Origin of the sequence: Salinimicrobium sp. 3283s (assembly GCF_039602225.1) — a bacterium.
GTDB lineage: Bacteria > Bacteroidota > Bacteroidia > Flavobacteriales > Flavobacteriaceae > Salinimicrobium > Salinimicrobium profundisediminis.
Genome location: NZ_CP143631.1, coordinates 267,697 through 280,321 on the forward strand (window position 1 = coordinate 267,697; position 12,625 = coordinate 280,321).

General features: G+C 44.5%; 11 protein-coding genes. 10 read left to right on the plus strand and 1 reads right to left on the minus strand.

All coding sequences use genetic code 11. The features are described 5' to 3' along the window. Nucleotides 1-494: 494 nt before the first annotated feature. The 7 genes from VS868_RS01170 (at nucleotide 495) to VS868_RS01200 (ending at nucleotide 9,798) form a co-directional block, all read left to right on the plus strand. The gene (locus tag VS868_RS01170; RefSeq protein WP_345598925.1) at nucleotides 495-1,271 is read left to right on the plus strand and encodes a hypothetical protein; all 777 of its coding nucleotides are present in this window, start codon (nucleotides 495-497) and stop codon (nucleotides 1,269-1,271) included. A 305-nt stretch (nucleotides 1,272-1,576) separates the two neighbouring features. After that, nucleotides 1,577-2,896 (plus strand): TolC family protein, encoded by a 1,320-nt coding sequence (locus VS868_RS01175; RefSeq protein WP_345598926.1) that lies wholly within the window; start codon nucleotides 1,577-1,579, stop codon nucleotides 2,894-2,896. Nucleotides 2,897-3,135: 239 nt separating this feature from the next. Continuing rightward, nucleotides 3,136-4,218, plus strand: coding sequence for an efflux RND transporter periplasmic adaptor subunit (locus VS868_RS01180; RefSeq protein WP_345598927.1), 1,083 nt, complete (start codon nucleotides 3,136-3,138; stop codon nucleotides 4,216-4,218). Nucleotides 4,219-4,323: 105 nt separating this feature from the next. After that, a complete protein-coding gene (locus tag VS868_RS01185) occupies nucleotides 4,324-7,569 on the plus strand; it encodes an efflux RND transporter permease subunit (RefSeq protein WP_345598928.1) in 3,246 nt (1,081 codons plus the stop codon). A 436-nt stretch (nucleotides 7,570-8,005) separates the two neighbouring features. Beyond that, the gene (locus VS868_RS01190; protein WP_266069057.1) at nucleotides 8,006-8,311 is read left to right on the plus strand and encodes a hypothetical protein; all 306 of its coding nucleotides are present in this window, start codon (nucleotides 8,006-8,008) and stop codon (nucleotides 8,309-8,311) included. Between the two features lie 61 nt (nucleotides 8,312-8,372). Next, nucleotides 8,373-8,594: a DUF2892 domain-containing protein gene (locus VS868_RS01195; RefSeq protein ID WP_345598929.1), complete on the plus strand. Its 222-nt coding sequence runs from the start codon at nucleotides 8,373-8,375 to the stop codon at nucleotides 8,592-8,594. A gap of 145 nt (nucleotides 8,595-8,739) precedes the next feature. Next, nucleotides 8,740-9,798 (plus strand): DUF3365 domain-containing protein, encoded by a 1,059-nt coding sequence (locus VS868_RS01200; RefSeq protein WP_345598930.1) that lies wholly within the window; start codon nucleotides 8,740-8,742, stop codon nucleotides 9,796-9,798. Nucleotides 9,799-10,092: 294 nt separating this feature from the next. On the opposite strand, the gene VS868_RS01205 is transcribed toward VS868_RS01200, so the two are convergent. Next, nucleotides 10,093-10,560 (minus strand): hypothetical protein, encoded by a 468-nt coding sequence (locus VS868_RS01205; RefSeq protein WP_345598931.1) that lies wholly within the window; start codon nucleotides 10,558-10,560, stop codon nucleotides 10,093-10,095. 250 nt (nucleotides 10,561-10,810) lie between these two features. On the opposite strand from VS868_RS01205, the gene VS868_RS01210 reads away from it, so the two are divergent. The 3 genes from VS868_RS01210 to VS868_RS01220 all read left to right on the plus strand — a co-directional run bounded on the left by VS868_RS01210 (nucleotide 10,811) and on the right by VS868_RS01220 (nucleotide 12,514). After that, nucleotides 10,811-11,284 carry a hypothetical protein gene (locus VS868_RS01210; RefSeq protein WP_266069063.1) on the plus strand — a complete coding sequence of 158 codons (474 nt, stop codon included), beginning with the start codon at nucleotides 10,811-10,813 and terminating at the stop codon, nucleotides 11,282-11,284. Between the two features lie 75 nt (nucleotides 11,285-11,359). Continuing rightward, nucleotides 11,360-11,974 carry a glutathione peroxidase gene (locus VS868_RS01215; RefSeq protein ID WP_266069064.1) on the plus strand — a complete coding sequence of 205 codons (615 nt, stop codon included), beginning with the start codon at nucleotides 11,360-11,362 and terminating at the stop codon, nucleotides 11,972-11,974. A 99-nt stretch (nucleotides 11,975-12,073) separates the two neighbouring features. Next, nucleotides 12,074-12,514 (plus strand): MarR family transcriptional regulator, encoded by a 441-nt coding sequence (locus VS868_RS01220; RefSeq protein ID WP_266069065.1) that lies wholly within the window; start codon nucleotides 12,074-12,076, stop codon nucleotides 12,512-12,514. The last annotated feature ends 111 nt before the right edge of the window (nucleotides 12,515-12,625 follow it).

Consider the following 12,625-nt stretch of genomic DNA (forward strand, 5'->3'; position numbering starts at 1 on the left):
ACGGCCACAGATACACAGATAATTTTTTACTTACTCGTATTCCTCCCCATGTTCAAATTATCACATCTTCAAATCAATTTTGGAATTGATGCCTGGAATTTATTCAACCTACCCATTATACAATATTCACTATACCTTATTCAATAAAAAAGGCCACAGATGCACAGGTAATTTTTTACTTACTCGTATTCCTCCACATCTTCAAATTTTCAAATTATCACATCTTCAAATCAATTTGGGAATTGGTGCCTGGAAATTATTCACTCACCCACTATTCAATATTCATTATACCTTATACAATAAAAACGGCCACAGATGCACAGATAATTTTTTATTTACTCGTATTCCTCCACATCTTCAAATCTTCAAATCTTCAAATCATTTTTTTAACAATTAATAAATACTTGATTATCAATTATTTATTCGTAATTTCAACAATCTCCCAGCTTATAGCCTCCTTCATCTTTAATTATTAACCTTAATAACATAAAATCATGAAAAAAGTAATGTATTGGTTATTCCTGATCCCGTTTATGGCTATGGCCCAAAACCCTGAGCAAGGCAATCAGCAATATGCTGTATTCGAAAATGCCGTTTTAACCCCGCAACCGGATAAGGTCCAACAGTTCGAAGAGGGGATTGCAGCACACAACAAGAAATTTCACGCTTCCGATCCTTATGGAGCCAGGGTCTATTACATCTCAAACGGACCAAATGTTGGAAAATACATGTGGGTCATGGGTCCCCTTCCCTGGAGTGCTATGGACAATAGGCCTGAGGATAAGGCGCACGATGACGACTGGATCAACAATGTGGTGAAGTATATGACCCCAGATTCCGATCAATCCTACTGGCGCTTTAACAATGAACTCTCCAATTTCCCTAAAGATTTTAAAGTAAATAAGCTACTGGTAGACACCTATGATATCAAACGTTTTAAAGACGAAGGGGCAAAGGCATCAATGGAAAAGGTAGCGAAGGTGATGAAGGGAAAATATCCCGATATGGCCTACGGTGTCTACACCAATGAATTACCTGCGACCAAAGATGGGCGGGACCTTTCGATGGTTTTCTTCTTTGATGATATGGCGTGGATGGGTGAAGACCCCAAATTTGTAAAGGCTTACGAAGAAATGTACGGCGCCAATAGCTGGAAAAGTTTTATGCAGGAGTGGGAACAATCTACTGATGGAAAACAGTCTGAACTATGGATCTTTGAACCCGAACTCAGCGGACTTTCTGCAGACGTCAAGGCCATGGACCGGCAATAAAATACTTTAATAATATTCATTAAACCCACTTTGTAAAAGGTGGGTTTTTGTTGGGTTAGCCGAAATTGATCCCGGGTGCAGGCGAGGTAGAATAGAATATTCAAAAATGTCATTTTGAAGGCGCTTTTTAGCGAGAGAGAAATCCTAGAAATCTCACCTAATCAGGCCCAAAACACTCCTTACCAGCCCCTCCCAAAAAACCCATTTCCCCCCTCCCTTCTGTAACAAATGCTACACTGCTAGGTAACAAAAGTTACTGACCACCGCCTTCTCTAAGGGTATTTTTGTCTCACAAATTTTAAGAGATGAAAAGAACAAGAACCCTTGCCCTTATTCCCATATTTTTTTTCAGCTTTCTTCTGCAGGCGCAGGAGACTGTTGCAATTGGGAAAAGGGAGATCCTGCAACGGGTGCAGGAGAATAACAGCCAATTGAGGATCTCCCAACAGGAGTTCCTGGCAGCCCGGGCACAATACCGGCAGACCAACTCGGTCTTTTTACCAAACATAAGCGTCTCCCACACCGGGATGACCACCAATAACCCCCTCATGGCCTTTGGTTCCAAACTGAACCAGGAAAGCGTCACCCAAAATGATTTTAATCCGGCGCGGCTCAACGATCCCGATCGTATTGACAATTTCGCTACAAAACTCGCAGTTCAGCAACCTCTTGTCAACCTCGATGGCTTCTGGCAACGTGGCGCCGCGAAGAATAAAATGGAGGCCACAGAGCTGCAGAGCGTGCGCACCGGGGACGCAATGAAACTTAAAACCGAAAAAGCCTATATGCAGTTGCAGCTCGCTCACAAAGCAGTGATCGTACTGGAGCAGGCACTGGAAACCGCGCAGGCGAACCTGAGACTGGCAGAGAACAACTTTAAGCAGGGATACCTGCAGCGCTCTGATGTGTTGGCCGTGGAGGTCCGCGTGACCGAAGTGAACAATCAGCTGCAATATGCGAGGAGCAACGTGAAGAACGCGAGTGATTATCTCATGTTCCTTATGGGCGATTCCCTTGATGTGGTGCTGGTACCAAAAGATTCCCTCAACGTACAAATGAATCCCGTTACCTCACCAGCCCTGCCCGCTGACCGTGCCGATATTAAAGCCATGGAACTGGCCACCGAAGCAAGGAAAAAAATGTATACGGCTTCAAAAATGTCATTTTTGCCACGCCTTAACGCCTTTGGAAGCTACGAACTTTATGATGATGAGATCTTCCAGGGAGACGCAAACGGCTACATGGCCGGAGTCGCTTTGACCTGGGACATTTTTGACGGCAGCAAGCGTATCGGAAAAGCCCAGCAGTCCAAAGCCGAATTCAAACAGGCAGAACTGGAACTGGAACAACACGTACAACAGAGTCAGCTGGAACTAAACCGCGCCACCCGCGCATTACAGGATGCCGAGAACAAACTGCAACTCACCCGACTCGCGCTGGAACAATCTGAAGAAGCCCTGCGAATCCGCAACAACCGGTACGAGCAGGGACTTGAAAAAACCACAGATCTCTTAGGAGCCGAAACACAGTATTCAGAAAAACAACTTGAGTATTACCAGACGGTATATGAATATAATTATGCGGTAGCGTATATAGAATTTTTGACGAGTAGTATTGAGTATTGAGAGCGGCCTTTCCGCTTTACCCCAACCCTAAAGGGAGGCGGAAAGTCCTGGAACTGAAATAAAAAATCAATAAATAATACCCTTCTACCCCTTTAGGGGGCGGGGGGGTTGAACGAAATACGAAGGGAGAAGTACGAAGGTAGAAGTAGAAATTTGAATCAACCTTAGACCTTAAACTTTAAACCTTGAACCTATAAAAACCTTGAACATTAAACTTTGAACATTGAACAATTAGAGATATGAAAAAATTGATTTACACAACAATAATTGCTTCCCTGGGATTATTCGCGACGAGCTGCGGAAGCGATGATAAAAAGCAGGCGGTGAATGAAGGTCCCGTTGTACCTGTGCAGGTGGAAACACCATCGGGGACCGGAGACCGTTTTCTCACTGCCAGCGGAAAGATCGAAGCGGTGAACAGCGCCACCCTCAGCACCCGCATGATGGGCTTTGTCGATGACATCCACGTAAACGTGGGAGACAAGGTGAACAAAGGCCAGTTGCTGGTTTCCATCAATAACAGCGACCTGCAGGCCAAACGTGCCCAGGTAAACGCCGGTATCACCGAAGCTGAAGCCGCGTTCAACAACGCCCAAAAAGATTACGAGCGTTTTAAGGCACTTTACGAAGAGCAGTCGGCTTCCCAAAAAGAAATGGATGACCAGACCGCACGTTTTGAAATGGCGCAGGCCAGACTGGAAGCCGCCAAACAAATGGGAAATGAGGTGAATTCACAGTTCGCTTACGTGAACATACGTGCTCCTTTTAGCGGAGTCATCACCAACAAATTTGCCGAAGAAGGCACTATGGCCAATCCTGGTCAGCCGCTTTTAGCCATTGAGGCGCCGGGGAATTTTGAGGTGACTGCGAGGGTTCCGGAGTCAAATATTTCAAGGATCGAAACCGGAACTAAAGTGGACGTCATCGTGAAATCTGTTGAGCAGACTGTTCCCGGAACTGTTGCCGAAGTAAGTACATCGGCCAGCAATACCGGCGGACAATATTTGGTGAAAGTGGCTCTTGAAGACACAGAAGCCGATCTGAAATCGGGCATGTATGCCACGGTGAGGTTTCCGGTAGAGAAGCAGGAAAGCACTGCTGAAGCGGTGATGATCCCAACAGAGGCTATCGTTACCCGAGGTGACCTGAAAGGAGTTTATACCGTGAGTCAGCAGAATACCGCGATGCTAAGATGGCTGAGACTCGGACGGACTTACGGAGACCGCGTAGAAGTTCTTAGCGGACTCAACCCTGATGAGGCCTATATAGTTTCGGCAGACGGAAAATTGTTCAATGGAGCAAAAGTTAGTGTAAAGGAGTAAAACCCGCGTGAGGGATAGAGGCAGCTACCCCGCCTGACCAGTCGGGCAGGCGTGTAGCGCCGAAAGCCCGACCCGTAGGGTCACGCCCAAACAACTATTAAAAATATGAAAGAAGGATTAGCAGGCAAGATTGCCAAAGGCTTTATAAATTCGAAATTGACGGTGTTGCTCATGATCGTGTTCATGACCGTGGGTGTGTACGCGTCGTTTTTAATTCCGCGCGAGGAAGAGCCGCAGATCGACGTGCCCATGGCCGACATTTTTGTAGGCTACCCGGGTGCCAGCCCTACCGAGGTGGAACAGCGCATCATAAAACCCCTGGAAAAGATGGTTTCCAACATTCCGGGTGTGGAGTACGTCTACTCTACTTCCATGGAAGAACAGGGGATGTTGATCGTGCAGTTCTACGTGGGCGAGGATATTGAACGTTCGTATGTGAAGCTCTACAACGAGCTCATGAAGAATATGGACCAGTTCCCGCCAAATGTTACTCAGCCGCTGGTGAAGACCCGGGCTATTGACGATGTTCCGGTGCTGGGGCTTACCCTGTGGAGCGAAAATTATGATGATTACCAGCTGCGGCAAATGGCCAACGAGCTGCGCCACGAGATCGAAAAGGTGGAAGATGTTTCTATTGTGAACACCATTGGGGGCCGTGACAGGCAACTGCGCGTGGTGCTCGACAAGGACAGGATGGCTGCCAGCGGAGTTGATCTATTAGGCGTTTCTGAAAAGATCAAAGCATCGAATCAGCAGCTTTCCTCCGGAAGTTTTGACCGCAACGATAGTGAAGTTCTGGTTAGCTCCGGAAGCTTTTTGGAATCCCCTCAGGATGTGGAGAACCTCATCGTGGGAGTGAATAACGGGCAACCGGTGTACCTGAAGCAAATTGCCACCGTACAGGACGGGCCAGAGATCTCTAAATCTTACGTGAATTTTGGATTTGGGCAGGCAATAGATGCTTCGGAATATCCCGGGGAATATCCTGCGGTAACCTTATCTGTAGCCAAACGCAAGGGAGCCGACGCGATGAAGATCGCCGATGTGATCCTGGAAAAAGTGGAACACCTGCAAACGAACCTAATTCCGGAAGATGTGCATGTGGAAGTGACCCGAAACTACGGGGAAACTGCATCGCACAAAGTTGGAGAATTATTACTGCACCTTATTGGCGCTATCATAGCCGTAACCCTTGTTGTGATGCTGGCTATGGGCTGGCGTGGCGGACTGGTAGTATTCCTTTCGGTACCTATCACCTTTGCCCTTACCCTGCTCAGCTATTACATGCTGGACTACACGCTGAACAGGATCACCTTATTCGCACTGGTATTCGTTACCGGTATTGTGGTGGATGACTCGATCATTATTGCCGAGAACATGCACCGGCACTTCAAGATGAAGCGCCTGCCGTTTAAACAGGCTGCGCTTTATGCCATCAACGAGGTAGGAAACCCTACTATCCTTGCAACTTTTACGGTAATTGCATCGGTACTGCCGATGGCTTTCGTAAGCGGATTAATGGGTCCTTACATGAGCCCGATGCCGATTGGGGCTTCTATTGCCATGATCCTGTCCCTGTTCGTGGCACTTACGATCACGCCATACCTCGGATTTATTTTTCTTAGGGAAAAGACCAAAAAAGGAGCTCCTGAAAAGCCTGAAGAGAAGATTGAAGATTCCATGATCTACCGTATCTATAAGCGCTTTGAAGAACCGCTTATCGATAATCCAAAGATCCGCTGGACATTCCTCGGAATTACAGCTTTCTTCCTTTTGGGTTCTGTGGCTTTATTCTTCACCAAAGATGTGGCCGTGAAAATGCTGCCTTTCGACAATAAGAATGAATTCCAGGTCGTCATAGATATGCCTGAAGGAACTACGCTGGAGAGAACAGCCGTAGTGACAAAAGAGGTAGGTCAATACCTAAGCGGAAGCGAACAGGTAGTGAATTACCAGACTTATATTGGGACCTCTGCCCCTATCACCTTCAACGGACTCGTACGTCACTATGACCTGCGTGGGGCAAGCAACACTGCCGATATTCAGGTGAACCTGCTGCCAAAAGGAGAGCGTGACCTGCAGAGTCATGACATCGCGAAACTACTGCGTCCCGATATTCAGGCGATAGGAGATAAATACGGCGCCAATATCAAGCTGGTAGAAGTTCCGCCGGGACCTCCGGTGTTGTCTACCATAGTAGCGGAAGTTTACGGACCCGATTATGAGACACAGATCGCCCTGGCAGACAGTATTCAGACTATACTTCACAACACTGAAGATGTGGTGGACATAGACTGGATGGTGGAAGCCGATCAAAAAGAGTACGAATTTGAAATAGATAAAGAAAAAGCCATGCTTAACGGCATTGCTCCCCAGCAGATCGTTTACACCCTGAACAGTGCGATGGGAGAAAGAGCCATTACACAGCTTTATGATGAAGAAGCTACCCAAAGGGTGGGAATCGTGCTGACTCTGGATGAAGAGGAAAAATCTTCGGTTGAGGATATCATGAATATTCAGATCGCTTCTCAACAGGGACAGATGATCCCCATTGCCGACCTGGTAACTCCGACGGAAGTTATAAGAGACAAGAGCATTTATCGCAAGAATCAGAAACGCGTAGTATATGTGCTGGCCGATATGGCCGGAGAACTGGAAAGTCCGGTATATGCTATCCTTGGAATGGAAGATAAACTGAAGGAGATCGAAATGCCTGCAGGATATGAGATCAGTGACCTGTATCTGGGTCAGCCGGAATATGAAGATGATTACACTGTAAAATGGGATGGGGAATGGCAGATCACTCTGGAAGTTTTTCGTGACCTCGGAATTGCGTTTTTGGGAGTGATCGTGATCATTTACATCCTCATTGTAGGCTGGTTCCAGAACTTTAAGGCACCTATCGTGATGATGGTAGCCATTCCGCTATCGCTGATCGGGATCGTGCTGGGTCACTGGATCATGGGCGCCTTCTTTACTGCTACTTCCTTTATCGGGATGATCGCGCTGGCCGGGATCATGGTACGGAATTCGGTGCTGCTGATTGACTTTGTGAACCTGAGGCTTGAAGACGGAATTTCGTTGAAACAGGCCGTGATCGAAGCCGGAGCTGTGAGAACAACACCTATCCTGTTAACTGCCGGAACAGTAGTGATCGGGGCCTTCGTGATCCTCTTTGACCCTATTTTCCAGGGACTCGCTATCTCCCTAATGGGAGGAACCATAGTTTCCACTTTCCTTACGCTATTGGTAGTGCCGTTGGTGTATTACATGATCGAAAGAAAGAAGTATGAGGATAGGGAGAAGAAGCCTGAAGTTGAGGAGAAACAAGAAACTGAGGAAGTTCTTTAGTTGTAAGTTATCAGTTGTGAGTTGTCAGTTGTGGGTTACGAGTTGCGGGTTGCGAGTAACGGGTCGTGAGTTGTAGGTGAAGCTCCAAATTCCAAGCACCAAATTCCAAACCTGTCACCTCGGCACCAATTTGAAGTACAATCATGTTCTGTAGCTTCTTTTTTGTAAGTGTAGTGATTCACCGGCGTTAAAAATTTTTGAAGCCTTAGAGAAAATTTAGCCGGGGGAGCACGGTTCCAATTTGCGGGAGCAAAATTGGAAACACCTATCAAAAAAGTGTCCTTTTTTTGGTTCGTTTTTATTGCATCCGACGAACGAAGAGAGAGGAATGCACAGCAAAAAAATGAACAGACATGAAAAGAAGTGAATTATAATCGACCAGAGGGAGTAAATAAAACTTGATGCTCCCCGAAGAATTAAACTTAAATCCAAGTAAATGAAATTACTAATAGTCACCAGCGTAGTCGCCTTCCAAAAAGACGTACTAAAGCTGTTCAAAAAAGCAAATATTGAAGCCTTTAGTTCTTCGGAAATAGACGGCTACAAAAATGGAAATTCCCTGGTCGCGACGCAGAGCTGGTTTCCGGGGGAAAAAGGTGGCAATGAATCCGTTATGCTCTTCTCCTTCACAGATGAAGAAAAGATCTCAGATCTTTTTAAGTACCTGAAAGAGTACAATCAAAAACTGGAAACCAATAATCCCGTGCGTGCGGTAGTGTTACCTGTAGAACAATCGCTTTAACAATTATCAATGATCAATAAACAATGATCAACAGATCATAAACAACAAATACCTGGAAATTATGCTAAACAGAGTAATACGCGGTATAGCCGGAACATTTATCCTCATAAGCCTTTTACTGGCCGTTTATGTGAATATCAACTGGTTGTGGTTCACAGCTTTTGTGGGAGTGAATCTGCTGCAATCCTCCATTACCCGCTGGTGTTTGATGGAAGACATCCTGAAGAAATTCGGAATAAAAGATGAAAAAGCACAAAATCAGAAGTCCGGTTCAAAGATATGAGTTGCGGGTTTCGGGTTCAGGTCAACGATCAAAATCCCATTCTTTATAGAATTTATTTAGACTACAGCTGAAAATTCCAGAATATGATAAATCGCATGTTTTGGATATTGCCGGCTGTTTATATTTATCTGTTAAACCACTGTTTATGAAAACGTTTCTTCTTCCTTTTCTCGCATTTTTCCTGCTCTTTGGGTGCCAGGATAAAAAAGCAGGATACACTGCCCCTGAAAAAGCCGAAATGAAAATTTCATCCCAACAGCAGGATCATTCTGGTAAAAAGCTGATGGAAACTTATTGCTACGCCTGTCACAGCCCCAGTGCTCCAATGAATGAAGGCAGGATAGCCCCGCCCATGGCAGCTGTAAAAGCTCATTACCTTATGAACAAACCCAAACGAGAAGCTTTTGTGCAGCAGGTTGTGAGTTTTGTTGAGGAACCTGCTGCCGGAAAATCAATGATGCCCGGTGCAATCAGAAAGTTTGGATTAATGCCTTACCAGCAATTTCCTGATGGTGCCTTAGAAAAGATTGCGGAATACCTATACGAGTACCAGGTCGAAGAACCGGAATGGTTTGCCAAACATTGGAAAGAAGGTCCCGGAAATGGAAAATACCGCCAGCAGGGAAGACAAATGGGCAAAGGCATGAGACAGGGACAGGGTTCCGGTAAAATGGGTAAAGGAATTGGTCAGGGAAAAGGAATGGGGATGCAGCGACAAAATGGAGCTGACAAAGGCATGGAGATCGCGCTGGAAACCAAAAAGCTACTGGGCCAAAACCTGATGGGAACCATTCAAAAGGAAGGTACAGTACATGCTTTAGATTTTTGTAATGTGGAGGCAATTCCGCTGACAGCTTCTATGGCAAAGAAATACAACGCTTCAGTACAGCGGATTTCAGATAAACCTCGAAACCCCACCAACGCGGCAAATGCTGAAGAAACCGCACTCATAGATCTTTTTTCGCACCAGATAAGTGCAGGTAAAGATCCGCAGCCGGTGCTAATGCCACAAAATGGCAAAACCCGCTTCTATTATCCCATAGTTACCAATACCATGTGCCTACAATGTCACGGGAAACCTGAAAATATTGAGCCGCAGGTAAAAGAGAAAATACTCAAACTATATCCGCAGGATAAGGCAGTTGGGTATTCAGAAAATGAGGTGCGGGGAATCTGGAAGATTGAGTTCCAAAACAGACGTTAAAAATTATAAGCCATGAAAACACTAATCAATAAAGAATGGCATGAAACGCACAGGATGCCCCAAAATCCGACCTTGGATCAACGAATCGACTGGCATCTGGAACATTCGAAGAATTGCAGGTGCCGCAAGATACCCGGTAAACTTTCCGAAGAAATGAAGAAACGAGGGATTAAATTTTGAAATTCAGTTTCAGATTTTCTTTAAGCTCCAACAAAATATTACCTCTCAAAAATGGCATTTTTGAGAGGTAATATGGCAGGTTATAAGCTTTCGTAAATACGGTTGTGACATATCTCAAAGCTCTTCTCCCGTCATGGGATTCCTTAAAACAGGAGTATCAGATGAAATCTTCCTGAAGTAGCCTTTTGCCACCACGGCATGCCCGAAGCCGCAACCGGAATTAAAATCTTCAGTTTCTTCATTCACTCTTACCCCTTCCCTATCAAATGCAAACGTGATCTTGCAGGATTCATCAAATTGCGGGGTTCGGTAAATGGCCACCTTATTTTCGACAATCAAAGTATCTATAAAAGAGCCCGAGTTATAACCTGGAGCACCTTTGTTGATCATAAAGGTCATTGCGATCTTGTTAGAATCTATCTGTTTTACCTGGATTTCTCCCAAGTACTCCCTTATTTCTTCAGCCGACTCAGGATTATAGTTTCCGAGTTTATAAGTTCCGGTGGCATCAAATTTCTCAACTTCCGAAGTTTTACATTGAATCAAGGTAAAGATCAGAACAAAATATACCAGTCTTTTCAATTTTTCAGTTTTAATAATTCAATAATATCCTCGCTAAAGATCCGAAAATGTAGCCTGTAATAAATCGACTCGTTTAGCGAAAACAACTCTGTGATGTTGTTGTGCATTTTTTTGCAGATACAATAGCGCTTTTCTGCATACATAAATGTAATTTTTTTGAAGTAACTATTTATGTCGCTTGCGATATAATAAATAGCTGTATATTTACATCGTGCACGATACAAAAAATAAAGATTTAAAAATTTCTCTTATGAACGGGATCATTCAAAACTTAAAATGGAGCTATGGCGTAAAAACCCACTGGTTTCGTGCGGTTTTCAGAATTTTATTAGGCCTCAGCTTAGCCTATGCAGGAATTGGCCACCTTACATTTTCGAGGCTCGAATTTGTAGCACAGGTACCAAACTGGGTGCCCCTGTCTGATGATCTTGTGGTTGTACTTTCTGGGCTTGTGGAAATTTCATTAGGCCTTGCCCTTGTGCTTCTGCCCAAATGGAAAGCCTTAATGGGATGGATGGTCGCTATCTTCTTTGTCCTCATCTTCCCGGGGAATATCGCCCAATACCTCAACGGGACAGATGCTTTTGGCCTGGATACAGACCATGCAAGGTTGATCAGGCTCTTCTTTCAACCGGTATTGATTCTGTGGGCATTGTGGTCAACGGGTGCTTATAAGGCATTCGTGGAGCGGAATATTTCATCAAACAGCAATAATAATTCCTGATCAGCTCTTTAGAGTATTTACTTCGGAATAAAAGAAGTTGAGAATCATATTAACAAATCAAATAATTATTCAGAAATGAAAAATAGATCAACAACAGTAAAAAGTCAAAGCCTGAAGCAAAAAGTTTTACGTTTCATGTACCCATTAATCAGGAAACTTGGCAAAAAAGGTGAAAATGGCACTGTCTTAACCAATGAACAAAAAAGCCAGCCGCTCACTTCTTTGCACAATCTGAAAGTTGACCTTAATACCGGAAAAACGCTGGAGCTGCAGGAATTTAAAGGAAAGAAATTGATTTTGGTGAACACTGCTTCCAACTGCGGATACACTGGCCAGTACTCCGAACTTCAATCTTTACAGGAGCGTTACGGCAATTCTCTTCAGGTCATCGCCTTTCCTGCCAATGATTTTGCCGAACAGGAAAAAAGTGACGACAATGAAATAGCCGAATTTTGTCAGATGAATTATGGGGTAACTTTTCCGGTAGCCAAAAAAAGCGTGGTGGTCAAAAATGAGGAACAGCAGGAACTTTTCAAGTGGCTGACAAGTAAAGACCTCAACGGCTGGAACCAACATGCGCCCGACTGGAACTTCAGTAAATATATAGTGGATGAAAATGGCCTTTTAACGCACTATTTCGGTCCTTCTATCTCTCCATTGGAAGAACAATTTTTAAGAGCTTTGGAATAATTCTAGTGATACTTCGTTTTCAGAAGAGAAGTTTTTTATCGCAGGCGATTATTTCATTTATTTGTAGCACCCTGAATAATTCCTGCAATACATTGTACTATGGAATACGAACAACTCAAATTAGAAAATCAATTATGTTTCCCTGTTTATGCAGCATCGCGGTTAATTACGAGGGAATATCAGCCATTTCTAGACCGGCTGGAGATCACTTATCCACAGTATCTGGTACTCATGGTTTTATGGGAGACCAATGGCCTTACCGTAAACGATATTGCCAGGAAGTTACTTCTCAACACAAACACCATCACTCCCCTGCTTAAACGCATGGAACAACAGGCACTAATTACCCGGGAACGCTCTAAGAAAGATGAACGCAAGGTCCTGGTGAAACTAACTTCAAAAGGAAGAGACCTGCAGGAACAGGCTGCTCAAATCCCTGAAGCATTAGAAAAACGCCTGTTAGATAGTCAGCTCGAAATCGATGATCTTGTTAAGCTGAAGGAAAGACTTAATGATGTCATCGAATTTTTATCTAAGTAAAAAGATCAGCACCCTATTCTCATTTTTGTAACTTTGACCATGGCTCCGGCTTTTTTGTCCGTATTTTTCGGCAGGAAAAGCAACGGAGCCATTGAAGCTTCACGCTATTCA

Bases quoted from the DNA above. Each gene is read 5' to 3' on its own strand.
- VS868_RS01170 (WP_345598925.1), top strand. From the start codon at position 495: ATGAAAAAAGTAATGTATTGGTTATTCCTGATCCCGTTTATGGCTATG.
- VS868_RS01175 (WP_345598926.1), top strand. From the start codon at position 1,577: ATGAAAAGAACAAGAACCCTTGCCCTTATTCCCATATTTTTTTTCAGC.
- VS868_RS01180 (WP_345598927.1), top strand. From the start codon at position 3,136: ATGAAAAAATTGATTTACACAACAATAATTGCTTCCCTGGGATTATTC.
- VS868_RS01185 (WP_345598928.1), top strand. From the start codon at position 4,324: ATGAAAGAAGGATTAGCAGGCAAGATTGCCAAAGGCTTTATAAATTCG.
- VS868_RS01190 (WP_266069057.1), top strand. From the start codon at position 8,006: ATGAAATTACTAATAGTCACCAGCGTAGTCGCCTTCCAAAAAGACGTA.
- VS868_RS01195 (WP_345598929.1), top strand. From the start codon at position 8,373: ATGCTAAACAGAGTAATACGCGGTATAGCCGGAACATTTATCCTCATA.
- VS868_RS01200 (WP_345598930.1), top strand. From the start codon at position 8,740: ATGAAAACGTTTCTTCTTCCTTTTCTCGCATTTTTCCTGCTCTTTGGG.
- VS868_RS01210 (WP_266069063.1), top strand. From the start codon at position 10,811: ATGAACGGGATCATTCAAAACTTAAAATGGAGCTATGGCGTAAAAACC.
- VS868_RS01215 (WP_266069064.1), top strand. From the start codon at position 11,360: ATGAAAAATAGATCAACAACAGTAAAAAGTCAAAGCCTGAAGCAAAAA.
- VS868_RS01220 (WP_266069065.1), top strand. From the start codon at position 12,074: ATGGAATACGAACAACTCAAATTAGAAAATCAATTATGTTTCCCTGTT.